We start from the raw sequence: 24,992 nt of genomic DNA, 5'->3' as shown, positions 1-24,992 counted from the left end.
CAGCCGCCAAAAGAAGCCTGATAGCATGTTTTGATTCCTTCATACGAGGAAAAACTAAAGTAAACCTCGTAAGAAGGAGTGAATGGGGATGGAACATGTCAAAGCTCTTGCGATTAAAGGTATCATGACAATTGTGATTTTGTATCTTGTACTCGGTCTCGGCTTCGGCTTTTCTTTTGGACATACCCTCTTGATTACGGTAGTTTTAGGCGCGGTCTCATACTTGCTTGGCGACTTGTTTATTTTGCCGAAAACGAGCAACATTACCGCCACGCTGGCCGATTTGGGCGTCGCATTTCTTGTTGTCTGGCTGCTGTCACGTACGATGGGAGTGGAGGGAGGCCCCTCCGCACTGGCCGCATTTTTCGCAGCAGTCGCCATGTCGGTCGGAGAATACATTTTCCATTTTTACATGATGAATAAAAACCTCGGCTTTTTCAATCACCGTCAAATGGAAACACGGACGGACTAGTGGCACCGAAAAACGAAGAACGTCCCATGTTACAGGGACGTTCTTTGTTTAGCGAATCGTTAACCGGCCGATTTGGCCGCATTCTTCGGCAAACCAGATCCCGCCACCCGCTGCGGCGATGCCGTGCGGTTCAGCATACTCCGCAGGAATGGGATATTCGGTGATGTCTCCTTCCACCGTGATCCTGCCGATTTGATTGGCGCCCCACTCCGTGAACCACAGCGCACCGTCTTCGCCTGAGGTGATGGCGTGGGGCCGGGCATTTTCGGAAGGAAGCGGGTATTCGCAGATCTCCCCCGAAACAGTGATCCTCCCGATTTGATTGCCGTTTATTTCAACGAACCACAGCGCGCCGTCCGGACCAGCCGCAATCCCGACCGGCCCTGATTGACTCGTGGGTATTTGAAACTCCCGGATGCCGCCCTCCGGAGCGATGCGGCCGATGGCGTTGCTTTGGTTTTGCGTAAACCAAAGCGCACCGTCAGACCCCTCCGTAATGAATGAAGGGAATGACCCAGAGGGCAGTTCATACTCCGCAACCTCCCCCGAACGGGACATCCTGCCGATTTTATGGCCTGCCATGTCCGTGTACCATACGGCATCGTCAGGCCCTTCCGTGATTCCGAATGGCGCCGATCCAGCCGGAAGCGCATATTCTGTCAGTTCACCCTGAACTGTGATTTTCCCGATTTTCCCGGCTTTATACTCTGTAAACCAGAGCTCCCCGCTGTTTCCGGCGGCGATGATCGACACGCCGGCATCCTGCGTCGGAACGTCGTATTCCGTGATCTGTCCGGCTGCGGTGATTCTGCCGATCCGGTTCCCTTTTTGCTCTGTAAACCAAAGCGCGCCGTCCGCGCCTCTTGCGATTCCGTACGGTCCTGATGCAAGATCAGGCAGCGGATATTCGTTTATGTTCAACTGCATGGCTAACCCCCCTGTATGTTTGGATTTATTCTGAATAGGAGGCGATGCAGCTGTACAGCAAGAAAAACTTCTTCTATAAAAGCACATGACAAATCCTATTCAGAAAAAAGACGTTACATTCGGCAAATCGAATAGACGTATACGATGATATGCTTGTAACGAAATTTTCTAAAAAGGATTATAAGATCATGGACTTTTTTCACCCTTCCGCTTTTTTTACAGTATATCACAGACCGGACGTTTCGTCTGAAACATTACGAACTCCTTTCAATTCGATTACAAATTGGAAAAACGGTTCCAAATGCTTTCTTTTTTAGCGAATATCATTTAGAATGCGCACTAGATCATTTTTTTGCGATCTGACTTTTTGTTCAAGAAAGGAGACACATGTTGATGAAGAAACTGATTTCATCTCTCATGATCGGATTCATGGCTGTCGCTCTCGCTGCGTGCGGTTCAAATGAGGAAAGCCAAAAATCGAAAGCCGATGATCAGGCAAAATCAACGCAAAACTCACAGGATCAAGAAAAACAAATGAAGGCGATGCAGAAAAAGCTCGATAAGCAAAAAGTGGATGACAAGAAAACCGTTGCCGTCGTCAACGGCAAAAAAATCAGCGGCAGCGACTACAACAGCTTATTGTCAACCGCACAAATGCAATATCAGCAAACCGGACAAGACCCGACAACTGCTGACGCGGCAAAGCAAATCAAAAAACAAACGCTCGACAGCCTCGTCGGACAAATCCTCCTTCTTGAAGAAGCCGACAAAAAAGGCTATAAAGCGTCTGAGCAGGAAATTAACAAACAGCTTGATGAAAGCAAAAAGCAGTATAAAAGCGATCAACAATTCGATGCCGCTTTAAAAAAAGCCGGCTTAAACATGTCCGGATTCAAATCCGAAATAGCCGACAACATCAAAGCGGAAAAATATATCAAGAAAGAAGTCCCGCAGGATAAAGTAACGAACGAAGAAATCAAATCATATTATGATCAATACGCCGCACAGCAAAAACAAAGCAAACAAAAAACGCCGAAGCTCGAAGACGTGAAATCGCAGATCAAAACAATGCTCGAACAGCAAAAACAGCAGGAAAAGCTCGGACAACAAGTTGAAAAGCTGAAAAAGCATGCGGATGTAGAACTTAAAATATAAAAACAAGGACCGCCGGTTTTGCCCGGCGGTCCTTGTTTTTGCATGCTATTCCAATGATTCGATCGCAGCAACGACATCCGCTTCGCTGAACGTTCCCATTAAGCAAAGCGACTCTTCCGGTTTGCACGCGTGGGCTGCAATTTTTTGTTTTGCCTGCTCGATGTTTTCGACAATGCCCAGATCGCGCAGCCTTTTCGGAAAACCGAGCGCCTCATAAAGCGGAAGCAGCTCGCGAATTTCGTCTGTCCGCCCTTCCAAAGCGAGCTGAACCAATATACCGTAAGCAACCTTTTGACCGTGCAGCACATGATGGGTTTCCGGAATAAACGTCAAACCGTTGTGAATCGCATGGGCCCCGGCCATTCTGCCGTAGCGGCCCGCATATCCGCCCACCGTTCCCGCAAGCGCGATGACCGCTTCCAGCACATTCGCCAAAGCCGGAGATGGTTCGCCTTTTTCGATGCTTTCTACAGCCTGCAGACTCTCGTTTAACAGGATCTCGCGAATATAGACGGACTGTCTGAGCCCCGACTGAACCATGATCGACAGCGCATCCTTCGTCGTTCTGATGATCGCCTCAGCCTCATACCACTTCGCAAGCGTATCGCCGATCCCGCTTTTTACGTAAGCAATCGGCGATGAAAGAAGCAAAATTGGGTCAACAAGCGTCAAATAGCTGGAACGTTTATGGTACTGCACCCCTTCAAAGTTCCCTTCGTCATCGTAAATCACGCTGAGCGGCGTAGCTGCGGCGCATGTACCCGGGATTGTCGGAATCGTCATCACCTCAATGTTCAAAAAGTCGGCAACGGCCTTTGCCGTATCTAAAACGGTTCCCCCGCCAATCCCGATGATGATATCCGCCGCGCCTGCTTCCTCGGCTGCTTCGCGAATCGTACGAAGCGAACTGTAGCCCTTCTGCTGAATCACCTTCCAATCAGCCGGAAGCGCCGCATGATTGGAAAAAGCCGCAAACGACTTCACCCCGGTGACAATCACAGGATGCTTGAACCCTTCTAAAAACGCCGGGAGCTCCCGCGTAATTCCTTCCTTGCATATATATTGATTCGGTCCGCTTCTGACGATATCTTCAGGCTGCATGACACCATCTCCTTCTATTATTTTCTAACGCCAATCATCTCACTTTCTTTAAAAATGTGTCAAATTATATTACGGGCCCGCCGCTGCACTGGATTCCAAAAAAATACATGTTTCATATGAAACATGTCGAGGAAATGGTGATGTTGTCATTGAACCAGCCGGTGTTTAGTCACGGTTTTTCAGACCGAAATCACAGTGCGGTTCGTTGTACTTCGTCTTGCCATCATTCGTTACGCTTAATTCATCTTTCTCACAAAACTGAACGATCTTTCCCGTTTTTTTGTTCTTTCCATAATAATATGTAACATCCGGATCATCTTTAAAAACGACCATATATTGCGTTAAAAAATAGTCTTTGTTAATCACCGTTTTAGGTTCAATCACATGATTCTCTTTATAATCTTTTTCCTGATACCCTAATTCCGCCAAATGCTTTTCGAACCCGCGCATTCATGATCGGGTTGCCGTGGTCGAACACATAAATAATCGCATACGGACCGATGAGCAATACCGTACTGATCAACCTTAATATGATGTTTAACCTTTTCATCATTGAACTCCGCCGTTCTCACTCACCAGCTCATCCAAGCGCGCCATCGCTTCCTCTTTTTCAAATGTACTGTACCAGAGGTCATCATAGGAATCTAAGATCCGGTAATGATGTGAAATCAAATTTTGCTGCAAACGAAAATCTCCTTTACAGTCAATCTCCCGCCACCATACCCTGCCGCCGAGCGTTTTCCCCTTCGGCCGGTCGATACTGCGATGCGCTACTGTTTCAACCACCTCTAGCGGTTCGTCCCCCAGCACCGACTGCAAAACCTCACTGTTTCGAAATAGCGCGCACACTGCCACGACATGCGTCCACCCCGCAGTCGTCCTGCCCTTTTCAATTTGCACAAGCGTCTTCTTCGAAATCCCAAGAACATTCGCCATTTTCTCCTGCGTATAGCCGCTTTCTGTACGAATCAGCCTTAATTTTAACGAAATGAGTTCCATTATGTAATCTTTGTCCACAGTATTCCTCCATTGTAGCATTTAGTGTAATATTACACTTTCCGATGAAAAATTTCAATCTTTCAAACCGCAACATCATACAAGAAATCCCCGAAAAACATGCTAAACTAAAACAATCGACAACACCGACAGGAGGTCCGTTATGCGAGAAGAAACCCGGACGCTGATCCTTGATCAAGACCTGCAGGTTGAAGCCTATCGTTTCAAAGGAATCATGCAGAAGTTCCCGAACCACTTTCACGAATATTATGTGATCGGCTTTATCGAAAAAGGACAGCGCTATTTGCTTTGCAAGGGACAGGAGTACATCATCAACCCCGGTGATCTCCTGCTGTTTAATCCCCACGATACGCACAGCTGCGAGCAAATTGACGGAAAGGCGCTTGATTACCGCAGCATCAACGTCATGCCTGATGTGATGCAAAAAGCCGTGAAGGAGATAACGGGCGCCGAAAGTCTCCCTTACTTCACGCAAAACGTGTTGTTCCGCCACGAGCTGACGTCCAGCTTGAAGGAACTGCACGTGCAAATTTTGCAAAAAGAAAAAGCTCTTCAAAAGGAGGAGCTGTTTCTCAACCTTCTTGAAGAGCTGATCAGAACGTATTCTGACGTGACGTTCCCCGAACGCGCACCCGAACCGTCCGATGAAGTCAAAACCGTGTGCGGTTATTTGGAAGAGCATTATACGGAAAATATTAGGCTTGATGATCTCAGCGGGCTCACGGGCTGGAGCAAGTATCATTTGCTGCGGTCGTTTACGAAGCAAAAAGGAATTTCTCCGTACAGCGACCTGGAAACCGTACGCATCAATCAGGCGAAAAAGCTTCTGGAACAAGGAGTAAAACCGATCGACGCCGCCTTTCAAACGGGCTTCAGCGACCAAAGCCATTTAACGAAGTTTTTCAAGCGGCAGGTCGGGCTGACACCGAAACAATATATGAAAATCTTTGAACAAGACAGATTGGAGATTGAAGGATGAATCATCGACCTGAAACCGCCGGACACCTTGCAGCCGTTTTAACGATTCTCATCTGGGGGACGACCTTTGTCTCGACAAAGGTGCTTCTCGAGGATTTTTCGCCCATGGAGATATTGTTTTATCGATTTTTGCTTGGATTGATCGTCCTTCTCATCGTTGATCCGCGCGTTCTGAACGTACAGAGCCTGCGGCAGGAGATCCTTTTTGCAGGGGCCGGCTTATGCGGCGTAACCTTGTATTTCTTATTGGAAAATATCGCGCTTACCTACACATATGCTTCAAATGTCGGCATGATCGTCTCGGTGATCCCGATGATCACAGCCGTCCTGGCTCATTTCCTTCTGGACGGCGAGAAGCTTAAACCGCACTTTTTCATTGGATTTGCCGCCGCTTTTACCGGTCTCTTGCTTATATCTTTCAATGGAAACGTCGTGCTCAAGCTGAATCCTTTCGGTGACCTGCTTGCCGCAGCCTCTGCTTTCGTTTGGGGAATATACGCCATTTTAATGAAAAAAATCAGCGTGTTTCGCCATCACACGATTCAATGCACTCAGCGCATCTTTCTTTACGGGCTGATCTTTATGATCCCGGCTTTGTTCATGTTTGACTTCCGTTTTACACTCAGCCCATTCGCTTCCTCCGTCAACCTGCTGAACATCTTGTTTCTGGGTGCTGGCGCATCCGCTCTTTGCTTCGTGACATGGAACTGGTCGGTCGGGGTGCTCGGAGCCGTGAAAACGAGCGCCTACATTTATATGGTGCCCGTGATCACGATTGCCGCTTCGATTATCATTTTGCACGAACAACTGACATGGATCGCCCTTGTCGGAGGCGCGCTGACACTCACCGGCCTTTATATTTCGGAGATGAAATCTAAACCGCAGCTGAAGGAGGAGCATACGTCTTGAATGAAACAAAATGCGCACTCGTCATAGACGAAAGCCTGCCTGTCGGACTAATCGCCAATACAGCCGCCATTCTCGGCGCGGCGCTCGGCAAAAACAACCCCGCCCTCCTCGGCGGGAACGTAACAGACGGCTCAGGGATCGAGCATCTGGGGATCGTCAACGTCCCCATCCCCATCTTAAAAGGAAACGCCGGGCTTCTTTATGAACTGAGGAAAAAGCTGCTCACCAACGAGTTCGACGATATCCTCGTCGTCGACTTTACCGATGTGGCGCAAAGCTGTCATACATATGAAGCATATATTGAAAAACAGACTGACCGGGAGCGTGGGGCTGTTAAAATAAACAATTACGGGCATTGACTGCTGAATGGGTCAAGGCCCTTATTTTTTTGTCATACGTTTGCCACCTAATAGTGAAAGCCTAAATAAAGAAAAGAGGGACCTTCTATGGATCAAATGGTATTGAAAACTCAGGAATGGCTAAACAAAACCTACAGCGGAAAACACGGCTACAACAAGGTGAAAGAGAACGGAAAACCAAGCTGGGAAACGATTTACGGTTTAACGAGAGCATTGCAGATCGAACTCGGTATCGCAGAGCCCGCCGATAATTTCGGGCCGGCGACAGAGAGTAGGTTTGTGCCGCTAAAAAAGCAGAAAAAAACTGAAAAACCTACAAACTTAAATTACATTCTGCAAGGCGCTTTTTGGTGTAAAGGAAGTGGATTTAATCCCGGCGGTTTAACGGGTAACTTCTTTGAGAGTACAGAGGATGCCGTGAAAAGGTTTCAGAGAGCTGCAGGTCTAGCCAAACAAGACGGTGTTGTCACTGCACAAATCATGAAAGCTCTGCTCAATATGAGCGCTTTTAAATTGCTTCGAAATGGTGATACGAAAATCCGTCAAATTCAGCAAAATTTAAACCGGGATTACAATGCTTATTTCGGATTAATGCCTTGTGACGGCGTTTATTCCAGAGAGACAAATAAGGCACTGATTTATGCTTTGCAAAAAGAAGAAGGCATGAGTACAAGTGTGGCAAACGGCAATTTTGGACCAGGGACAACAAGCAAATGCCCGACACTCAAACCAGGCGATTCCAGAACAAAGTTCGTGCTGATTCTTCAATACGCATTATATTGCAATGGATACCCATCAGGTGAATTTGACGGCGTTTATGATGCAGAAGTGGAATCTGCCGTCTCACGCTTTCAAAGCTTCATGTGTTTGCCGGCAACGGGAATTGCCAATATGGCAACGATCAAGGCACTATTGTCAAGCTCCGGCGATACTTCGCGTGCTGCCGCGGCCTGCGACACTTCCACGGTTCTAACGACGGCAACTGCAAAAACTTTACGTAACAACGGATATAAAGTTGTCGGCAGATATTTAACGGGCAATGTGCGGACAAGCAGCGGCCTTAAATCAAAAGCAATGACTCCCGCTGAGCTTTCAACCATTTTTAATGAAGGTTTAAGAGTATTTCCGATTTATCAGGACGGCGGCTACGAATCCTCGTATTTCGTAGAAAATCAAGGAACAACAGATGCGTATGCCGCTGTCAACGCAGCACAAGGATTAGGCTTCCCATCCGGCACAACCATTTATTTTGCCGTTGATTTCGACGCATATGATTACGAAGTAACAGACAAAATCATCCCGTATTTTAATGAAATCAGAGCAGCGTTTGACAAAATGCAAAGCATTCCGAATTCGCCAAAATATAAGATCGGCGTATACGGGCCAAGAAACATCTGTATCAGAACAGCCGACGCAGGATTGACGGAATACAGCTTCGTCGCCGACATGTCGACCGGCTTCAGCGGCAACCTCGGCTACACAATGCCGAAAAACTGGGCCTTTGACCAATTCTACGAACATTCAATCGGTACAGGCAGCGGCACCATCGGTATTGATAAAGACGCCTATTCAGGCAGAGACAAAGGAACGGCAAGCGTCACCCCGTCGTCAGATCCGGTGTATGATGCACGCGTTCGCACATTGAGAAACATTTTGGCAAATATCCCGGCACTGAGCAGTATTTCTGAACTATTTACAACAATGTTTATTTTTGATAAAACTGAGACAGTTTACAAATCTCTATACTTGGATATTACGTTGTCTACTTCACTGGTATTTAAAAAGCCAAGTGAAACGTCACCGGGTACACTGCAAGTTAAAAACGGGAAGGTCGGAGCATCGATTACAGAAGTATTAGGAAACTCAAAAACATCATTGAGTTCTTCACAAATTCATTCGTATGATGAGCTCTTAAAGAATATCGGATTGTCGGTGCGTAACGGCTATATTTTGGTAAACGTTTCACCTTCTGTTGAATCTTTGGATCTTTCATTAACTATATTTAGCAATGAAATTCCGGTAGTAGGCGATACAAAAACTGAAATGTCGGCTACAATTACCTTTAAAATTAAGAAGTTATATGTCTCACCTAGCAAACCAGTTGTAGCTCCTGAAGAAGCTTTACCAATCGATTGGGGAGCAGTTGGGGTTGCAGTTGGAGGAATTATAGCAGCTACTGTTGGCGTAGCAGCTGTTGTCATAGTAGGAACTGCAGCACCTGAAATCGCTATTGGTACGGCAGTGTCTGCTGTGTTATTTGCGATATTTGGCGAAATAACAGCTGATTAATTTGTTTATTTAATGAAAGCTGCATAAATACATAATATAATGTATTTATGCAGTTTTTCCAAATCTTTAATATATAAAGTCTCGTGGAGGTATTTACATTGAACACAGACAAACAAGTATTCACTGCAACGCAAAAAACAGCCAAAACCCTTAAAACTTACCGCGATAAGAGCGACGAAGAGTTATTAGCCTTTCTCGCTAAACAAGATTCACTAACCTTAAATCAGCTGAAAGTCTATTACTCTGATCCTTCATTTGCACTTCATTATTTCATCAGTGCAGCATTTTTCAGTATAATATTGGCTTCGTTCATAACTGCAATTCTTTCTGGTCAAGCAGATTCGATAATCCCTTTCGTTTCCGGCATCTCCATTATAATATTAGCCGTCATATTTGCGGGGGGTATCTTCTGGGTGCTTAAACAGCTTGTCACCTTGAAAAAAAAGCCGATTCAATTCATTGCACACTTTTCCAAGAAAGCCGAGTTTGCACGTATCGTAAAAATGATTGATTATGTTTTACAACAAAAATACAAAAAGGCATTGAAAAATATACCGTACCAATAAAATCTCACATATTTTTTATGTAGGAGTGACAATCCAATGAGCAACGAAAAACAATTATTTCAAAAAGCTGAACATACAGCCAAACTCCTTGAGTCTCACAAAAGTGACGATGAGCTGCTTGCATACCTTGCAAATCAAGATTCTGTTACATTAAATCAGTTAAAAATTTATTTTTCAAATCCCAGTTTCACATTAACGTATTTTATTAAAGCCATTTTTTTCAGCAGTATTACCGCTGTAATTATGGCGGCCTTTTTATCTGGTCAAGTCTCCTCCTCCACCTATGATCTTTCAAGGCTATTTTCATTCCTCTTCATGTTTTATCTAATCTTCTCTTTTCTTTGGATCGCCAAGATGCTGACCTCCTCGCGAAAAGGACCAATGCAAACAATCCTGCACTTCCAAAAAAGAGCGGAATATTCCAGGATTACGGGTATGATTGATTTTATTTTAGATGAACGTTTCAAAAAGAAATTTGATTAAAAAGCAGAGGGACATTCGCCTCTGCTTTGGTTCGTCGATCAATCTAAAATGTTGTGATTTGGAGGACAAAAGACATGCAAACAGACAAACAATTATTCGAAGAAACAAGACAAACGGCAGAAGCTATATTGTTTTCGAAAGCTGAAAACGATGAAGAGCTGATGGCATACCTCGAAAAACAAGATTTATCCACGTTAAACCGATTGAAAGTTTATTTTTCAGGGCCAACGCTGAAAATCGGCCATGTGATAAAAGCCTCGCTTTATAGCTCCTTCACCGCCAGCATTATAACTGCTATATTTACTGGTCAAGCCGTCTCCATTTCGTATGACATTGAATATAATTTTTTTCCTTTTATATTAACGATACTACTGATAGCCAGCTCCATCTGGGTGTTCGGCACGATCACTAAATCGCAAAGAAACAAAGACCAAAACTTTTTACACTTTAGAAAAAAATCAAACCATACAAAAATCATCGGGATGATTGATGTCCTCCTTGAAAACAAATATGAAAATATGTTAAACCGCAAAAAATAAAGAAGGCATCCTTCGATGCCTTCCCATCACTCCATATTAGACATATTCTGTCTTCTTTCCTGCTCGGCGATGATCTCATTGTCTTCGGCATTATCACGCGTCACTTTCTGCGTCAGAATCGCGCCCACCGCCACTAAAATCATCACAGCGATGTAATAGCCTTTTTCATTGAGCTGCAGGTTGTCGGCATTGTAAAGACCGATACAAAACAAAAAAACGCCTGCAAAAAATGTGAAATATGCCATGACCGTAAAAGCCGTTGTATTTCTCCGTCTATACTTCTGCATCTTAATACCTCCTAAAAAACTAAAACTATTATACTTGATTTACCCATCCAAAAGAAGAACGATATTCCTTTTCACACACAATTTAGTAAATATGTCACACGATGATCGTATAGACCTAATTTCTTGGAATCGCTAATATACGGAGGGCGGCCTTATTCTGCAAACCGCCCGGCAGGTTGTTTCCGGGGTTGACGCATGAAGCGGCCATTTCGGGTCAAAATCGCTTCAATAAAGAATAAAGGGAAAAAACATTAATCGTAAGTCACTGATTTGATAAACATTGACCTGATTGACGATTCTTTCATGGTTCAATCCTCGATATTTTTCGGTAATTGCCATCTGAAACCATTGTTTATGCATAAAAGAAACCGAACTTTTTCACACTTCGTCCGTATAAAAATAAAGAGGGGGAGAAAAGATGTCACATTCGCCAGGCCAAAAAGCAAACATTCCAAAGACCGTAAGCGAAAAGATCTGGGACGTGTTAGGCTGTTTATGCTACGCCGGATCGATCGTCTTTTTGTTCTCGATTTGGAGCAAGCTTCCTGAAGAAGTGCCCGTACATTATGGTGTACTCGGTGAAGCAGACCGCTGGGGATCAAAATGGGAGCTGATCATATTGCCCGGAATCGGAATGTTCATTCTCTTGCTTATGACGCTTTTGGAAAAGCACCCTGAAATCCACAATTATCCTAAACGGTTGAATGAGGCAAACGCAGAACGCTTTTATTTGCACAGCCGAAAACTGATCAATCAACTAAAAAACGTGTGTATCATTATATTTTCTTTCATTCTGCTTGAGTCTGTCTCGATTGCTTTAGGCTGGGGCAGCGGTTTTGGCAAATGGTTTTTGCCGATCGCCCTATTTGCCGTCGGTTTTCTTATTGCATCGAGCATGATCAAACGCAAAAAGATACAATAGCTTAAAAAGGTCCTCTGCCGGGGCCTTTTTCGTATGTTCGGCCGGTTCGCTGAAATCAATGTCCTCATACCAGGCCGGCTTGTCAATATGAAAATAATAGAGTAAGATGTTGTTATCCATTATGGTCGACCGAATACCGTCGACCCCGAGATTGTGCAAAATCAGGTTTTCATAAAGGAGAAGAAGCAACATGTCGATTGTTTTCGTTATGTTTTTCCTAGGTCTTTTACTAGGCTTTGTCGGAGCCGGTGGAGCCGGATTCGTCATCGCGCTGTTAACGATTCTGTTTCACATTCCGATTCATACAGCATTGGGAACGTCTCTGGCCGGCATGGCTTTCACGAGTTTATCAGGCACGTACAGCCACTTTCGCGAAGGAAATATCAAGCTGAAAATCGGCTTAACCGTCGGCTGTTTTGCAGCAGCGGGATCCTTTGTAGGAGCTAAGCTGACTTCTCTGATACCTTCAAGTTCATTGCATTATATGACCGCAGGAATGTTATTTTTATCGGCCATCCTGATTTTAATCAGATTATTCTTTTTGAAAGAAAAAGAAGCTCCCCAGGAAACGAACCTTGCCTTTTGGATCAAGGCCTGTTTATTGGGAATCGTGGCCGGCGTCCTGTCCGGAACGTTCGGAATCGGCTCTGCGCCTTTTATTCAAATCGGGTTGATGATGATGCTGAACCTGTCGATTCGCCATTCCGTAGGAACGACAATGCTCGTCATTATTCCGCTCTCATTAGGCGGTGGGATCGGCTATATTTCAGAAGGATTCGTCGATTATATGCTATTGGTCAAAATCCTGATCGGCACGATGTGCGGCGCATATGTCGGGGCTAAATTCACCAATGTCCTGCCGAAAGTCGTCTTGAAATCGGGTTTATTTTTAACTCCCGCCGTTTCAGGATTCATGCTCTTATTTTAATTCAGTGCCCGGCTTGCGGCCGGGCATTTTGTTTATCCTGCACTTGGAGTGGTTATAGTGGGAGATAACGTAGGAACCTGTGGTAAAATACGAAATGAGAACGAATACGAGGATGAGAAGCGTGATTGAAAAACCAAAACCGTTTTATGAACAATCCTACCATGCGATTAAGCGAATGATATTTGAAGGGAAATTAAAACCCGGTGAACGAATCGCCGAAGCGAAGTTAGCCAAGGAGCTCGGCGTCAGCAAAAGCCCTTTAAGAGAAGCGATCAGGGTTCTGGAAAAAGAGGGGCTCATCGTCATCGACTCAAGAGTGAAGGTCTATCAGCCGACAATAAAGGACGTTGAAGAAATCTATTTTTGCCGGATGGCGCTTGAATCATTCGCTGCGGGATTGACGGCAAGAATTGCAACGGCAGAGGAACTGAAAACGATCGAAGGCGTTTTGCAAAAAACGGAGGAAGCCATCCTTCAATCCAAGGAGCAAAACACGATTATCGAATTAAATGATACATTCCACGACTTAATTATCCAATATACACAAAACAGTCTATTGCGGAAACAGCTCAACGATTTGGAAGGGTTAATTTATTATTTCCGTATTTTGAATTTTGAAGGAGAAAAACGGGCTGAAGCCATTTTGGAGCAGCATCGGGAAATTTTTCGCCATATGAAACAAAGAGACGACGAACAGGCATCAAAAGCGATGATTCGCCACCTTCAGCTTGATCTTGACCACTTAACCGCTGTGCTGTCTCATCAATAAAAAGGGCGGCCTTTCTTACGGCCGCCCCCCATTTTTAATAGAAAGAAACAAATTCATTAACCGGTTTGCGATATCCTCTCAAGCGGCGGCTGCTTTCTTTTTCTTTGCCGATCGTTATCATGAGGACGATTTCATGTGTATCCGGGATCTTCAGCAGATCGCGAACTTGATCGCTGTCAAATCCGATCATCGGGCATGTGTCCCACCCCCGGTTCTTGGCGGCGAGCATAAACATCATCGCAGAAAGAGAAGCATTGCGAATAGCCTCTTCCTTCATAAATTGCTCCCCCCGCGACTCGTAAAAGTGGGTATTGTTTTCGATCATTTCATGCAGCTCAAAGTCCTTAATAATTCCTAAATCCCTCATGCCTTCGTTGATTTTTTCCGTTTGCCGGTAGGCGTAGCGGTCTCCCGTCACTAAAATCACGGCAGAGGCTGAATGCACTTTATATTGGCCGTTCGCAGCTTCCTTGACTTTTTCTTTTAAATCCTTATCCAATACTACTTTATACTCTGCATGCTGCAAATTGAACGCCGAAGGCGCAAGCTTGATATCTTCAAAGATATGCTCCAAATCTTTCACCGTGATTTGAACATCTTCCAGAAAATTATTTGCGGAGTGACGCGTTTCGATAAGCTCGTTAAATTCCATTCTCAAAAACTCCATTCTATCTATACTTTTCCGATAAGTTTCCTTACTTATAATATCGGCGACACCCCCCTATTGTTTAGAAGCGCTCACTTCGCTGTTATGATACGATGTTAAAAAATGAGGTGAACTCAGAGCATGAACATAACCATTAGAAAAATGACAAGCGGGGATCTGGGCCGGCTGCCCGAAATCGATGACAGTTTCATCGTAGACTCGGTTCTCCTTCTCACGCTTGAGGAAAATAAAATCCGATATTCAGTAAAACCAATTCCAAGCTGTAAAAAAAGCTATACGGATGAGTTAGAGCCCGCTGATTACTCTGCATATCTCGATAACCCCGATCAAGCCGTTTATTTGGCGTTTGCCGGCAATCAGCCTGCAGGACTTGCCGCAGTCAAACGGAACTGGAATGAATATGCCTATATCGAGGACATCAAGGTCGACCCAGCGTTTAGACGCCATGGAATCGGGCGGAAATTAATGGAGCAAGTCAAACGCTGGGCGCAGGAAAAGGGCCTCGCGGGGATCACGCTGGAAACGCAGAACAACAATGTAAAGGCATGCAAATTTTATGAAAACTTCGGATTTGAAATCGGCGGGTTTGATCTCTTCTTGTATAAAGGCATCGATCAACATCAAGATGAAATCGCGATTTACTGGTATTTGACGTTTTAAATCTAAAAAAGAGTGATGAACATCGATTGTTCATCACTCTCTTGCTATTATTCTCCGCTCTTTTTTCTGCCAAACGGCCACCAGTTGCCTTCTCCGAACGTCACAGTGATCGCCGGAATCAACAGCGGCAGGATGACGAGGCCGTATAGCAGAAGGCCGACAATGACGACTGTCGCCACCTGCATCAGCGTATTGACCCCCGAAGGCATCATAGCCGCGAATGTACCGGCCAGAATAACGGCTGCCGTCATAATCACAGACCCCATCTTGCTCATAGACTTTACAATACCTTGATTGATACCGAGGTGCACCTCTTCCTTAAACCGGTCAAGCAGGAAAATCGAATAATCCACCCCTAAAGCGATCAGGATCACAAAGCTGAAGAACGGAACGGCCCAGCTGACCCCGTCGTCGCCCATGATCCGGACAAAAATCAGCTCCGTAATCGATATCGACGTGTAATATGTGATAAATAGAGACGCAATCATATAGATGGGCATGATCATCGAACGGAACAAAATCGTCAGCACCGCAAACAAACCGATGACCATAATCGTCATCGTGCGGGATAAGTCTGTCGTCGACAGCTCTTTTAAATCGGCGTTCTGACTGGAGACTCCGCCGTACGCAATCGTTGCATCCTTCAAAGGAGTGCCTGAGACTTCATCGGCGAGTGCTTTTTTGATCTGATTGACCGTTGTAATGGCCTGTTCCGAATACGGATTGATATCCAGCGCCACGCTTAATTGGACGCCATTTCCGTCTGAAAATGAATAATTGTCAATTGCCTTCTTAAATTCTTTATTTTTCATGACCTGATCGGGAATGAATATCCCCGTATCCTTCACTGCAGAGCTTTTGCTCATGTCCTTCAGCATATCAGCGGAAGCCGTGATGCCGTCAGTCACTTTTGCAAGGCCGTCATTTGCGCTCTTCACACCGTCTGCAAGCTTACCTAGGCTTTCTTTCAGCGTTCCGGCCTGCTGCTCTTGTCCTGCAAGCTGCTGATCAGCTTGCTCAAGCCCGCTTTGAATCTGCCCAAGCTGGCCGCTGATTGCAGTCAGCTGAGGCACTGCCTGCGCGGTGTTACCCGTTTGAGCCATCTGTTTGCTGACGAGCTGGAGCTGGCTGTTGATTTTCCCCAACCCATCAGCCGCATCCCCCAGCGAACCGCCCGATTGTCCGCTCCCGGCAGAACCTGCGGCTTGCCCCGCGATTTGTCTTAGGCCTGCTTCTACATCAGTTAAACCGCTTTGAACATCGCCGATTCCTTTTGCCGCTTTATCAAGTCCGTCTGAAACCGCCCCAAGCTGGTGATCAATCGACAGGCCTTCAATTTCCTTTCCGGTCGGCTGCGTGATCGTCATCACCGAATCGACGTGATCCACCTTCTCAATGGCTTTGCTGACGTTCCCGAGATAAGGAATCGTTTCAGCCGTCGTCAGTTTGTTTTCCCCTTTGATGACGACATTCACCGGGAAGGCTTTTCCTTCGCCGAGCCCTTCTTTTATCACTTCAAGGCCTTTTACCGATTTATAGCTGCTGCTGATTTCCGAAGTGGAATCGAAAGAAATTTGATCATTATACGTTAAAATAAACGGAACTGTAATGATAGCCGTGATGATGATAAACAAGAACGGGCGCGCAACCGAATGTCTGCCAAGAAACGCCCACAATTTATTGTCGCTGTGAGAAAGCACTTTTTTGGACGGCCAAAATAATTTTTCACCCAGGGTCACCATAAACAACGGCAGCAGCGTATACAAGATGATCATTAATACGCCAACCCCGACGGCGACACCTACGGCAGATTGGAATATCGCAAATTTGGCAAACCCGAGGGAAGAAAAACCGATCAATACGGCAAAGCCGCTGATAAAGAGCGTTTTCCCCCCTGTGCGGTAAGCGATCAAAGTGGACTCTATTTTGTCATGCCCGTTTGCCAGCTCTTCGCGGAAGCGCGTCAGAAGAAGGATGCAATAATCCGTCCCGATCCCGAACAGGATCGCCACCAAAAACGTCTGCGTAAAACTCGAAATCGGAAAATCAACATGATGAACCAGGATCGCCAACAGCGATTGGCTGATCAAATAGGAAAAACCGACAGCGATAATCGGAACAAAAGGCGTTACGACTGACCGAAAAACAACCAAAAGCAAACCGATAATTAAAAAGACCGTGATAACTTCGGTTTTCTTCAGCCCTTCCTCTGAGCTGTGCGCAAAGTCCTGATTAATGAGAGACGCTCCTGTAATGTATGCCGTTAGATCGTCGGGAACGATTTGGTAAATGCGGTCCGCGATCTTTTCCACTTGTTTATCCGATCCTGTGACCGTAACGGGAATGAGGACCGTTTTCTTATCCTTTGATATCAGTTGATCTTGTATCTCCTTATCGCCTGAAAAAGGGGATGTAACGCCTTTCACCCCCTCGATCTTTTTGATCTGATCCGCTACATCATGCATGTTTTGTTTTTCGTCTTTCTTAAAGGCGTGATCCAGCGTAAAGACAACGCTGATCGTGTTATTGTTTTCCCCGGCGTTTTTCAGAATCTCCTTCGCCTGCTCAGACACCGAATCATTCGGAAGCTGTACCTGCCCCTTTTGATTTGCCAGTTCGGTCAGGTTCGGGGAAAACAAACTCAAGATGACCGTAAGTGCTAAAACGCATGCGGCAATGATCCATTTGTATTTGACGATCAATCTCATTCCGTCACGTCTCCTTTAAATTTTTGTTTTAACATCGTGAATATCTCGATAAAGGAATCCAAGTGTTCCTCATCTGTCTCATCAATTACTTTTTTTAGAGCCTTAAAAATGGCCGAATCTAATTCTTCCATGATGTTTTCGCCTTGCTCCGTAATTTTGATAAGCTTGGAACGTTTATCGTGCTGGACAGGAGAGTCATCCCATTCAACGAGTCCTTTTTCCAGCAGCTTCTTCAGCCTGTTGGAAACGGCGCTTTTATGTACGTTTTGTATGAGCGCAAGGCTTCCCGGAGTGGAAGGTCCTTTAATTTTTAAAACCGTTAATAAATCAGCCTGTTCCCTTGATATATGCTGAAACACATCCTGGTCAATTTCGCGCTGAACAAACTCTGTGCCGACAAACAATACTTCTGCAAAGAGATCGATTGCCTGGCACAATTTCTTTTCATCCAAAAGGGTTCACCTCTGCATTCGTTTATACCACTAAACTTTATTCACATGTCATATAGTTTATACCGTTAAACTATATGACGTCAATATTTTTACCAGAACGAAAATTAGCAACTAATTTGTACCTTTTCGATAAAACGCAGTTGATTTAACACTTATACAGAATATATCGGATTGATCCCTGACGCATATGCATGTGCAAAAAGGAGCCTTACACATGAAAGACATCAGCATCGGATTGAATATCACAAAACAGCAGCTGACGAGCGTCATCGGCTCATTGGAAGCCGACGGCTATGTGACAAAAGCGCCAAACCATAAAGTTTTCATAGCAACTTCCGCTTTCCGTCAATTTCTCCTTCCCTGAAAATGCCTGCTGCACAAACAGGTTCTAGTTTTCGAACACCTGAATGACCACAATGCTATAATTAAGAAAAATGTGAAAGAAAGCAGCGTGTGAACTATGAAACCATCCTTTTTGCCCAAGAACGCCTTTATCGATCCGAATGGTCAGAATATTAAGGAAATCTCGATTCTTGTTGATCAAATCGTCAAATTCGTCATTGAGCACGGAAGCAGCGCCGGGAATCACCGCACTTTGCCTTCCCCGGAATCATCGCATTACGGCGATATACCCGAGACTGGGATCGAATTAGAAGAGCTTTTAAAAAAGTTGCAGGCGATTGTAAAAAACTCCATGAATCCTCTAAGCCCGAATTATATGGGGCATATGGATTCCATTCCGACTCTAATGTCTTGTCTGGGAGAATTCGTCAGCACTTCAGTGAACAACAATATGCTGAGCCTGGAAATGTCGCCTGTCTTTTCAAAAATGGAAGTACAGCTGTTGGACACCTTTGCCCGTATGTTTGGATACGATGACAATTCAGGAGGCGTGATGACAAGCGGCGGGAGCCTCGCGAATCTTCAAGCGCTTGCAGCAGCGCGTAATCATCAATTGAAGGTGAAGGAATCGGGGTTATTCGGACTTTCCGGACAGCCGGTCATCTTTGCTTCAGACGTCAGCCATACTTCCTTGCACAAAGCAGCAATGCTGTTGGGCTTGGGAATTTCCAGCATTGTCCCGGTGAAAAGCAACAGCGATTCGAAAATGGATCTTGACGATTTAAAAAAGAAAATCAGCCAGGCAAAAAATGAAGGAAAGATTCCATTTGCGATTGCAGCCACGGCTGGAACGACGGTAACAGGAAGTATCGACCCCATTCGATCGATCGCTGACATCGCAAGGGAAAACGGATTGTGGCTGCATGTTGATGCAGCGTACGGGGGAGCACTCATTTTTTCAGAAGCTTACCGCGACAAGCTGAACGGTATCGAAATGGCCGATTCCATCACATTCAATCCGCAAAAATGGATGTACATTGCAAAGACCTGTGCAATGGTTCTATTCAAGAATCGCGGCGTTTTGGAAACCGATTTTCGCATTTCCGCCCCATATATGAACGAAACCGACTTTACAAACCTGGGCGAAATAAACGTTCAGGGCACGCGGCATGCGGATATCCTGAAATTATATTTATCGCTTCAGCACATCGGATTAAAAGGATACAGAGAGCTGTTGCATGAAAGCCTTGCATTAAAAGACGAGTTTATCAAACAGGTGAAACAGCGCCATTATCTCGAACTGTCCGGAGATCCGGATACAAACGTTGTCTGCTTTAGAAGCATTCCGCAGGATCTTGATGAAGCTCAATGGGATAACTGGAATCTCGAATTGCAGCAGTTTTTGTTGAATGAAGAAAACGTCTTCTTTTCATTGCCAGCATTTAAAGGAAGCCGCTGGCTCCGCGCTGTTTTATTAAATCCTTTTATTTCAAATACCCATATTGAAAGAGTCTTTGAGAAAATAGATGGGTTTTATGATCAGAGGTTATCGCTTTAAATGATTAAATAGACTTTGAAAAGGAGGAGAACTATGACAAGAAAAATTGGCACAGAAGAAGCTATTAAAAGATGGAACCGATTCGCCGATGCATATGCCGCCAATCATACCGAACTGGGAGACATTCATAAAGAAGTGTTTTTAAATCCTGCCATTTTTTCTCTCATTGATACGGTAAAGAATAAACGTGTGCTCGATGCCGGGTGCGGTGAAGGGTATTTCAGCAGGCTGCTGGCCAAGGCCGGAGCTGCTGTAACAGCTGTCGATTACTCTCCGAGAATGATCGACATTGCCAAGGAAAGAACGCCGGATGATTTGCCGATTGAGTATCGGCACGGGAACTGTGAAGACCTGAATATGTTAGAAGACAAAAGCTTTGATTTGATTATATCGAATATGGTCATGCAAGACCTCGCGGATTATGAAAAAGCGTTTCAGGAAATGCATCGGCTGCTGACAGACCGCGGATGTTTTATTTTTTCGATTTTGCATCCCTGCTTCATTACGCCGGAAAGCGGCTGGGAAAAATCGAAAGACGGCAAAAAGCTGCATTGGAATGTAGATCAATATTTTTATGAAGGTACATACGAACAAAAGCTTGGCGAACGGGAAAATATGCTGTTCTTCCATAGAACCTTGACGAGCTATATGAACACTTTGATGAAAACAGGCTTCATGCTGGAAGGCATAATAGAACCAAAGCCGTCAGAAGAGATGCTGAAAAAATATCCGTCATTTGAAGAAGATTTCAGGTGTCCTGATTTTATCGTTTTTAAATTAAAAAAACGTTAAAAGCAAGAATTTGAAACAATACCGGTTATAAGTATTCATTTTTCTTTTGCAAACTTTAAAAACAAGAAAAATATAACTATGGCGATACAATAATTCAACGGATTTTTAAAAATATTCATATTCAATGCTATTTGCAATAAAATCCACAAAATAAAAATTACTATTATAGAAGGTAATATTAACTTATTCATATGAATTCACCTTTTTATATATCAGATTAACATAACGAGGGAATTTCTCTTTTCCTCGTTATTTATTATTCAAAACAAGATGCTGCAACACCAGTACTGTCATTAATTTTTTTAATTGTTCCTAAACTTTTAGATTCTTCAGCATTAGCCACAGAAACTGAATTCATAGATAAAGTAAATAATAGAGTGAAAGCTGCTAAAAGCGCTTCCGATTTTTCACAAAAAACTCCATCCCAATGTCTAACGCATAAATTAACATAAAAATTAAATGGCTTCCATGGGATTTTTAAATGCCTCTAACGGAGTCTTTATTTCTATTTTTATAGAGGAACCTATTCTCATGAAAGGGCCATTTATCAAATACCTTGTCTTTCGTCGTGTCAAACATGGAAAAAGATCCTTACTGCTAAAAACACCTAGTCCAAAATATAAACTCTTGATTATATTGAATTAACGGGCCGGAAAGAGAGGGGATGAAATGAAAAAACAAAATTCACAAGAAACACAAGACGTAATAGATGAACTGAATGCGATAAGCGCATGGATACAAACCTATGGATCTTACATTCAAGCTATTGGCCAAACGAAATTTTTATCTAAAAAAGAGGAAGACAAAAAAGAAGGAATCGAATTGCAGATTAAAGGCAATCTGATCCAAGCCTTAGGCAACAGCATTCAAGCTGCTTTGGCTCAAATACAAGGAAAGAGCGAAAAAGACAAAAAAGGGGCCGCTCTGGATGTTCTGGGCCCGCTGTTCCAATCAATCGGAAATGTAATTGAAGCCGCAGCGGAAAGCGATTAATTTTTGCATCATTCCGTCCACCCGAATACCTCTCTTTTCCGAAACTGTTCAAGCCCCGGAAAAATGATAAGGACATGTTTATCGCCTATTCCGCAACTACCCATATCAACATACATTATCTTAAAAAGGGGGAGATATCAAATTGAATATCAGCTACCATCAAGCTCCTGATTATGTTCCTCACCTTCAACCAGATCTATATCCAGACTTATATTACCGGGATCCCAACCTTAAACAGCAAACACTGACAGCCATAGATCCGGTTGTCAGACACGGATTGCGCGAGGCCCAGCATCTCGGTTACCGGCACGCATTAAGGGAAGCGGTCGCGATTGGATATTTGATGGGAAGAGGCTATCAGTATCATACCGCTTGGAAAACCGTTGAATCTTGGTGGAGACCGCCGGGGACCCCGTTGCCTCAGCATCCGTACTAAGATCCATCCAGCTGTTTGAATCCGTCAATTCAAACAGCTGAATTTTTTCCCCTCCTTTTTTATGCTCGCCGCGATGGTGATGTCCCTCTGTTTTAAAGTCTTTATGTGCTCCTTTTCTGCATCGTCTCGAATTCAAATGTATGGGCTTAACGACCCGTCAATGAAAGATATTTATGGACAATCGCTTTGGCGAGACAAGCAGATGAGTCAATGAAACGAATGTCTGATTGTTGATCAGTCACGACATTTAAATCCGTACAGGCAATCACTGCCGCGTCAATTTCCTCGGTTAGTTCTTTAGAGAACGTTTTCCACAACTGAACGGATTCGTCGATTTGACTTGTTTTAATCATTTGTATGATTTGATTCACACACGTTTGCCAATGATCTTTATGGATATAATCCAGGCCGTTTTTCAAAAAAGCATCTTGAAAAATGCCCGATTGAACGGTCGGATCAGTAGCTAATAAGGCTATCTTTTTTGAATTCCCGGGTATGGCTTTTATCGTTTCATCGATCATGTTTAAGAGAGGTACTGAAACCGAATGTTGCAGCTGTTGAAAGTAGATGTGTGCCGTATTGCAAGGAATCGCAATAAAATCAACCCCTGTTTGTTCAAGCTTACGGGCGCCTTTTATAATTGCCGCTTCCATCTCTGCATGATTAATGGGTTGATCAATAAAGAAAGGGGTCGGACACGAATAAATCATCATGTGCGGGAAATCCATATCATATGTTGCCCCATACATTCTTTGACACTCGTCTACCACTTTATCAACGAACGGCCCGGTCGATTTCGGCCCCATGCCGGCAAGTATTCCGATCATCGTTATTCCTCCTTTTTACACTCATATTGAAATGATACCATTCCCATCACCTGCAGGAAATGACAGAAAAGAGCATATCCGGGATGCCTTTTCGTTTGAAAGAAATACTAGTATAATAGAAGCTAAAAGTTTCTCGATGGCATTATAATAGACCTGTTTTCTCCTAAACGGGCGCCTTTTATTTCTGAAGGCGTCTTTTTTATTGAATGTCAACTAGATGAACAAGCAAGAAAAGAAAGGAATTGCAGTATGAAAATAAGTAAACACTGGGGAATTTCATTATTGGCAGTCTTGTCAATCGGCCCCGGATTAAGGATGAATAGTGCGTTTACTTCAGCGCAAAGGCTGGTGCAGCAGACGTTTCACGCCGAAGCTAATGCAGCTCTTATTCCGTTTGTCGTCGGAGCTGTCGCTTTTGGTTTATTCGTTCCGTTCGGACCTTTTCTGCGGCATCGAATCGGTGCTCTGAGAACGTATGTCGCCTCAATGTGTCTTTTTATTTTGGGCGCATTGATATGCGGAGCATCTCCGAATTTGTTATGGATGACAATCGGCCGCATGCTGCAGGGGATCGGCACGGGGACGGTGCTCATGATGATGATTCCCATGCTGGTCCTTTCATTCCCAATCAGCATTCGAAATTTTGCATTGTTTGTCCTTGTCGGCGGATTGTTTGGCTTTGCCATTTTGGGAACGTTTTTCGGGGCGATCTCGTCCGTTTCCGGCCACTGGAGATGGTTATGTTATGCAGCCGGCGCATGTTCATTCAGCGGAATTGTTTTGAGCCGCATCTTTCTTCAAAACGAACATTCGGCTGAGAACAGACATCCCTTTGATGTTATCGGGTTTATCCTGTCGGGAATCGTTTCTGCTTTGACGGTTCTCACGTTCATCGGCTTTTTAAAACGGGGATTGTCCTCTCCTTATGTATGGGAAAGTGCGGGAGCAAGCCTGCTCCTCTTTGTGATTTTATTCACAACGCAATGTTGCATGAAAAAACCCTTCCTGCCGTTCAAATTAATGCTGCGTCCCAAGCCAATATTGGGGCTGCTAGTCATTGTTTCAGGTTATATGTGCATGGTGTTCAGCTTGTCTTCCCTGCAAGGAATGCTGAAAGATAACGGGATTTCCCATCATGATTTCCTGCTTTTCTACTTATTTTTCATTTGCGGCGTTGGGATCTCAGCGCTGCTCAGCGCCTTGCTGTATGACAAGCTCGGCCCGGGCGTGATCGGAATATTAGGATCGATTTGTATCATGGCCGCCGTTCTGCAAGGACTGTTATTGGGCAATCATGTCCCGTTGTATATGTATGCCTGCAATTTTATGATTTTAATGGCCGGCGTCGGGTTTACCGTAGCATCCGGCCTCATGGGAGCCGCTTTAGGAGGTCCGCTGCCGGACCTGGTGCAAAGGATTGTCGCCGTACAGTTTATTCGACTGTTCGCTTATGCGTGGATACCAATCATCGCAAGTTTTGCCTTAAAAAAAGATATGGCCTATCATTTGATGAATACCGGCAAAACTGAAGCGGCCCGCATGATGACATATCATGATTTTTTCTTCATTTCCTTTATTCTAAGCCTGCTGATTTTATGTTTCTCGTTTGGAATGGCGCTTACAGGAAAAGGGCATAAGCTTGCTCATAAACCGAATCATCATAAAAAACATACAGGTGTTTCACAGCATCTTCCCCGTCGCGTTCATGACAGATCTCTCGGGCAATTCAAGCTCATTTCGAGAAAAATGAGTGATCATGAATTCAGGCGCGCGCTTAAACAGTTTCAAAACAATACGTAAGGATCGAAAGAAAAGACAGGGGATACGCTTGCCCCCTTGTCTTTCTTCATTTTCAA

General features: G+C 44.5%; 29 protein-coding genes. 19 read left to right on the top strand and 10 right to left on the bottom strand.

What is annotated here, in order from left to right; genetic code table 11:
• Positions 1-88: 88 nt before the first annotated feature.
• A complete protein-coding gene (locus AB447_RS00475; protein WP_048354498.1) occupies positions 89-472 on the top strand; it encodes a YndM family protein in 384 nt (127 codons plus the stop codon).
• Between the two features lie 48 nt (positions 473-520).
• Here the strand turns inward: AB447_RS00475 and AB447_RS00470 are convergent, their stop codons facing one another.
• The gene (locus AB447_RS00470) at positions 521-1,399 is read right to left on the bottom strand and encodes a Vgb family protein (RefSeq protein WP_048354499.1); all 879 of its coding nucleotides are present in this window, start codon (positions 1,397-1,399) and stop codon (positions 521-523) included.
• A gap of 393 nt (positions 1,400-1,792) precedes the next feature.
• Between AB447_RS00470 and AB447_RS00465 the strand changes: the two genes are divergently transcribed.
• Positions 1,793-2,554, top strand: coding sequence for a SurA N-terminal domain-containing protein (locus tag AB447_RS00465; protein ID WP_048405989.1), 762 nt, complete (start codon positions 1,793-1,795; stop codon positions 2,552-2,554).
• 45 nt (positions 2,555-2,599) lie between these two features.
• Here AB447_RS00465 and AB447_RS00460 read toward each other — a convergent pair whose 3' ends face one another.
• The 4 genes from AB447_RS00460 to AB447_RS00450 all read right to left on the bottom strand — a co-directional run bounded on the left by AB447_RS00460 (position 2,600) and on the right by AB447_RS00450 (position 4,672).
• On the bottom strand, positions 2,600-3,655 hold the full coding sequence (locus AB447_RS00460) for an iron-containing alcohol dehydrogenase family protein (protein ID WP_048354500.1): 1,056 nt from the start codon (positions 3,653-3,655) through the stop codon (positions 2,600-2,602).
• Positions 3,656-3,820: 165 nt separating this feature from the next.
• On the bottom strand, positions 3,821-4,039 hold the full coding sequence (locus tag AB447_RS00455; RefSeq protein ID WP_053071194.1) for a hypothetical protein: 219 nt from the start codon (positions 4,037-4,039) through the stop codon (positions 3,821-3,823).
• A 10-nt stretch (positions 4,040-4,049) separates the two neighbouring features.
• A complete protein-coding gene (locus tag AB447_RS25620; protein WP_156183576.1) occupies positions 4,050-4,205 on the bottom strand; it encodes a hypothetical protein in 156 nt (51 codons plus the stop codon).
• Entirely contained in the window at positions 4,205-4,672 is a 468-nt protein-coding gene (locus AB447_RS00450) for a helix-turn-helix domain-containing protein (RefSeq protein ID WP_048405991.1), read from the bottom strand. The genes AB447_RS25620 and AB447_RS00450 overlap by 1 nt, the downstream gene beginning before the upstream one ends.
• A 142-nt stretch (positions 4,673-4,814) precedes the next feature.
• On the opposite strand from AB447_RS00450, the gene AB447_RS00445 reads away from it, so the two are divergent.
• The 7 genes from AB447_RS00445 (at position 4,815) to AB447_RS00415 (ending at position 10,795) form a co-directional block, all read left to right on the top strand.
• A complete protein-coding gene (locus tag AB447_RS00445) occupies positions 4,815-5,651 on the top strand; it encodes an AraC family ligand binding domain-containing protein (RefSeq protein ID WP_048355770.1) in 837 nt (278 codons plus the stop codon).
• Positions 5,648-6,559, top strand: a complete 912-nt coding sequence (locus tag AB447_RS00440) for a DMT family transporter (RefSeq protein ID WP_048355769.1) — start codon at positions 5,648-5,650, stop codon at positions 6,557-6,559. The genes AB447_RS00445 and AB447_RS00440 overlap by 4 nt, the downstream gene beginning before the upstream one ends.
• The gene (locus tag AB447_RS00435) at positions 6,556-6,918 is read left to right on the top strand and encodes a DUF2000 domain-containing protein (protein ID WP_048355768.1); all 363 of its coding nucleotides are present in this window, start codon (positions 6,556-6,558) and stop codon (positions 6,916-6,918) included. Before AB447_RS00440 ends, AB447_RS00435 begins: the two co-directional genes overlap by 4 nt.
• 87 nt (positions 6,919-7,005) lie before the next feature.
• Positions 7,006-9,207, top strand: coding sequence for a glycoside hydrolase domain-containing protein (locus tag AB447_RS00430; RefSeq protein ID WP_048355767.1), 2,202 nt, complete (start codon positions 7,006-7,008; stop codon positions 9,205-9,207).
• Between the two features lie 98 nt (positions 9,208-9,305).
• A complete protein-coding gene (locus tag AB447_RS00425; RefSeq protein WP_048355766.1) occupies positions 9,306-9,773 on the top strand; it encodes a hypothetical protein in 468 nt (155 codons plus the stop codon).
• Positions 9,774-9,809: 36 nt separating this feature from the next.
• Positions 9,810-10,256 carry a hypothetical protein gene (locus AB447_RS00420; protein WP_048355765.1) on the top strand — a complete coding sequence of 149 codons (447 nt, stop codon included), beginning with the start codon at positions 9,810-9,812 and terminating at the stop codon, positions 10,254-10,256.
• 74 nt (positions 10,257-10,330) lie between these two features.
• Positions 10,331-10,795 carry a hypothetical protein gene (locus AB447_RS00415; RefSeq protein WP_048355764.1) on the top strand — a complete coding sequence of 155 codons (465 nt, stop codon included), beginning with the start codon at positions 10,331-10,333 and terminating at the stop codon, positions 10,793-10,795.
• Between the two features lie 26 nt (positions 10,796-10,821).
• On the opposite strand, the gene AB447_RS00410 is transcribed toward AB447_RS00415, so the two are convergent.
• Positions 10,822-11,082 carry a YiaA/YiaB family inner membrane protein gene (locus AB447_RS00410; RefSeq protein WP_046129084.1) on the bottom strand — a complete coding sequence of 87 codons (261 nt, stop codon included), beginning with the start codon at positions 11,080-11,082 and terminating at the stop codon, positions 10,822-10,824.
• 418 nt (positions 11,083-11,500) lie between these two features.
• On the opposite strand from AB447_RS00410, the gene AB447_RS00405 reads away from it, so the two are divergent.
• The 3 genes from AB447_RS00405 to AB447_RS00390 all read left to right on the top strand — a co-directional run bounded on the left by AB447_RS00405 (position 11,501) and on the right by AB447_RS00390 (position 13,701).
• Positions 11,501-12,004, top strand: coding sequence for a DUF1648 domain-containing protein (locus AB447_RS00405; protein ID WP_048355763.1), 504 nt, complete (start codon positions 11,501-11,503; stop codon positions 12,002-12,004).
• Positions 12,005-12,194: 190 nt separating this feature from the next.
• Positions 12,195-12,932 (top strand): sulfite exporter TauE/SafE family protein, encoded by a 738-nt coding sequence (locus AB447_RS00395; protein ID WP_048355761.1) that lies wholly within the window; start codon positions 12,195-12,197, stop codon positions 12,930-12,932.
• 112 nt (positions 12,933-13,044) lie between these two features.
• Entirely contained in the window at positions 13,045-13,701 is a 657-nt protein-coding gene (locus tag AB447_RS00390) for a GntR family transcriptional regulator (RefSeq protein WP_048355776.1), read from the top strand.
• 34 nt (positions 13,702-13,735) lie between these two features.
• On the opposite strand, the gene AB447_RS00385 is transcribed toward AB447_RS00390, so the two are convergent.
• Complete coding sequence (locus tag AB447_RS00385; protein WP_048355760.1) at positions 13,736-14,353, bottom strand: nitroreductase family protein; 618 nt, start codon at positions 14,351-14,353, stop codon at positions 13,736-13,738.
• A 135-nt stretch (positions 14,354-14,488) separates the two neighbouring features.
• Between AB447_RS00385 and AB447_RS00380 the strand changes: the two genes are divergently transcribed.
• Positions 14,489-15,028: a GNAT family N-acetyltransferase gene (locus tag AB447_RS00380; RefSeq protein WP_048355759.1), complete on the top strand. Its 540-nt coding sequence runs from the start codon at positions 14,489-14,491 to the stop codon at positions 15,026-15,028.
• 47 nt (positions 15,029-15,075) lie between these two features.
• On the opposite strand, the gene AB447_RS00375 is transcribed toward AB447_RS00380, so the two are convergent.
• Both AB447_RS00375 and AB447_RS00370 read right to left on the bottom strand, forming a co-directional pair.
• A complete protein-coding gene (locus AB447_RS00375; RefSeq protein WP_048355758.1) occupies positions 15,076-17,736 on the bottom strand; it encodes an MMPL family transporter in 2,661 nt (886 codons plus the stop codon).
• Complete coding sequence (locus tag AB447_RS00370; RefSeq protein ID WP_048355757.1) at positions 17,733-18,188, bottom strand: MarR family winged helix-turn-helix transcriptional regulator; 456 nt, start codon at positions 18,186-18,188, stop codon at positions 17,733-17,735. Before AB447_RS00370 ends, AB447_RS00375 begins: the two co-directional genes overlap by 4 nt.
• 214 nt (positions 18,189-18,402) lie before the next feature.
• Between AB447_RS00370 and AB447_RS25615 the strand changes: the two genes are divergently transcribed.
• The 5 genes from AB447_RS25615 to AB447_RS00350 all read left to right on the top strand — a co-directional run bounded on the left by AB447_RS25615 (position 18,403) and on the right by AB447_RS00350 (position 22,309).
• Positions 18,403-18,552, top strand: coding sequence for a MarR family transcriptional regulator (locus AB447_RS25615; protein WP_156183577.1), 150 nt, complete (start codon positions 18,403-18,405; stop codon positions 18,550-18,552).
• Between the two features lie 96 nt (positions 18,553-18,648).
• Positions 18,649-20,088: a pyridoxal phosphate-dependent decarboxylase family protein gene (locus tag AB447_RS00365; protein WP_048355756.1), complete on the top strand. Its 1,440-nt coding sequence runs from the start codon at positions 18,649-18,651 to the stop codon at positions 20,086-20,088.
• A 33-nt stretch (positions 20,089-20,121) separates the two neighbouring features.
• Complete coding sequence (locus AB447_RS00360) at positions 20,122-20,880, top strand: class I SAM-dependent methyltransferase (RefSeq protein ID WP_048355755.1); 759 nt, start codon at positions 20,122-20,124, stop codon at positions 20,878-20,880.
• A 669-nt stretch (positions 20,881-21,549) separates the two neighbouring features.
• A complete protein-coding gene (locus AB447_RS00355; protein WP_048355753.1) occupies positions 21,550-21,873 on the top strand; it encodes a DUF6944 family repetitive protein in 324 nt (107 codons plus the stop codon).
• 142 nt (positions 21,874-22,015) lie between these two features.
• On the top strand, positions 22,016-22,309 hold the full coding sequence (locus AB447_RS00350; RefSeq protein ID WP_231592091.1) for a hypothetical protein: 294 nt from the start codon (positions 22,016-22,018) through the stop codon (positions 22,307-22,309).
• Between the two features lie 146 nt (positions 22,310-22,455).
• Here the strand turns inward: AB447_RS00350 and AB447_RS00345 are convergent, their stop codons facing one another.
• Positions 22,456-23,136, bottom strand: coding sequence for an aspartate/glutamate racemase family protein (locus tag AB447_RS00345; RefSeq protein WP_048355752.1), 681 nt, complete (start codon positions 23,134-23,136; stop codon positions 22,456-22,458).
• 249 nt (positions 23,137-23,385) lie between these two features.
• Here AB447_RS00345 and AB447_RS00340 point away from each other — a divergent pair, with 249 nt between their 5' ends.
• Positions 23,386-24,936: an MFS transporter gene (locus AB447_RS00340; RefSeq protein WP_048355751.1), complete on the top strand. Its 1,551-nt coding sequence runs from the start codon at positions 23,386-23,388 to the stop codon at positions 24,934-24,936.
• The last annotated feature ends 56 nt before the right edge of the window (positions 24,937-24,992 follow it).

It is taken from the genome of Bacillus glycinifermentans (assembly GCF_001042475.2).
GTDB lineage: Bacteria > Bacillota > Bacilli > Bacillales > Bacillaceae > Bacillus > Bacillus glycinifermentans.
The sequence above is the reverse complement of the archived record's forward strand: the minus strand, read 5'-3'. Positions and strand labels throughout refer to the sequence as shown.

Excerpts from the sequence above, each read along its gene's own strand:
- AB447_RS00475 (WP_048354498.1), top strand. The coding sequence starts at position 89 with ATGGAACATGTCAAAGCTCTTGCGATTAAAGGTATCATGACAATTGTG.
- AB447_RS00470 (WP_048354499.1), bottom strand. The coding sequence starts at position 1,399 with ATGCAGTTGAACATAAACGAATATCCGCTGCCTGATCTTGCATCAGGA.
- AB447_RS00465 (WP_048405989.1), top strand. The coding sequence starts at position 1,793 with ATGAAGAAACTGATTTCATCTCTCATGATCGGATTCATGGCTGTCGCT.
- AB447_RS00460 (WP_048354500.1), bottom strand. The coding sequence starts at position 3,655 with ATGCAGCCTGAAGATATCGTCAGAAGCGGACCGAATCAATATATATGC.
- AB447_RS25620 (WP_156183576.1), bottom strand. The coding sequence starts at position 4,205 with ATGAAAAGGTTAAACATCATATTAAGGTTGATCAGTACGGTATTGCTC.
- AB447_RS00445 (WP_048355770.1), top strand. The coding sequence starts at position 4,815 with ATGCGAGAAGAAACCCGGACGCTGATCCTTGATCAAGACCTGCAGGTT.
- AB447_RS00440 (WP_048355769.1), top strand. The coding sequence starts at position 5,648 with ATGAATCATCGACCTGAAACCGCCGGACACCTTGCAGCCGTTTTAACG.
- AB447_RS00430 (WP_048355767.1), top strand. The coding sequence starts at position 7,006 with ATGGATCAAATGGTATTGAAAACTCAGGAATGGCTAAACAAAACCTAC.
- AB447_RS00420 (WP_048355765.1), top strand. The coding sequence starts at position 9,810 with ATGAGCAACGAAAAACAATTATTTCAAAAAGCTGAACATACAGCCAAA.
- AB447_RS00415 (WP_048355764.1), top strand. The coding sequence starts at position 10,331 with ATGCAAACAGACAAACAATTATTCGAAGAAACAAGACAAACGGCAGAA.
- AB447_RS00410 (WP_046129084.1), bottom strand. The coding sequence starts at position 11,082 with ATGCAGAAGTATAGACGGAGAAATACAACGGCTTTTACGGTCATGGCA.
- AB447_RS00405 (WP_048355763.1), top strand. The coding sequence starts at position 11,501 with ATGTCACATTCGCCAGGCCAAAAAGCAAACATTCCAAAGACCGTAAGC.
- AB447_RS00395 (WP_048355761.1), top strand. The coding sequence starts at position 12,195 with ATGTCGATTGTTTTCGTTATGTTTTTCCTAGGTCTTTTACTAGGCTTT.
- AB447_RS00390 (WP_048355776.1), top strand. The coding sequence starts at position 13,045 with ATGAGAAGCGTGATTGAAAAACCAAAACCGTTTTATGAACAATCCTAC.
- AB447_RS00385 (WP_048355760.1), bottom strand. The coding sequence starts at position 14,353 with ATGGAATTTAACGAGCTTATCGAAACGCGTCACTCCGCAAATAATTTT.
- AB447_RS00380 (WP_048355759.1), top strand. The coding sequence starts at position 14,489 with ATGAACATAACCATTAGAAAAATGACAAGCGGGGATCTGGGCCGGCTG.
- AB447_RS00375 (WP_048355758.1), bottom strand. The coding sequence starts at position 17,736 with ATGAGATTGATCGTCAAATACAAATGGATCATTGCCGCATGCGTTTTA.
- AB447_RS25615 (WP_156183577.1), top strand. The coding sequence starts at position 18,403 with ATGAAAGACATCAGCATCGGATTGAATATCACAAAACAGCAGCTGACG.
- AB447_RS00365 (WP_048355756.1), top strand. The coding sequence starts at position 18,649 with ATGAAACCATCCTTTTTGCCCAAGAACGCCTTTATCGATCCGAATGGT.
- AB447_RS00360 (WP_048355755.1), top strand. The coding sequence starts at position 20,122 with ATGACAAGAAAAATTGGCACAGAAGAAGCTATTAAAAGATGGAACCGA.
- AB447_RS00355 (WP_048355753.1), top strand. The coding sequence starts at position 21,550 with ATGAAAAAACAAAATTCACAAGAAACACAAGACGTAATAGATGAACTG.
- AB447_RS00345 (WP_048355752.1), bottom strand. The coding sequence starts at position 23,136 with ATGATCGGAATACTTGCCGGCATGGGGCCGAAATCGACCGGGCCGTTC.
- AB447_RS00340 (WP_048355751.1), top strand. The coding sequence starts at position 23,386 with ATGAAAATAAGTAAACACTGGGGAATTTCATTATTGGCAGTCTTGTCA.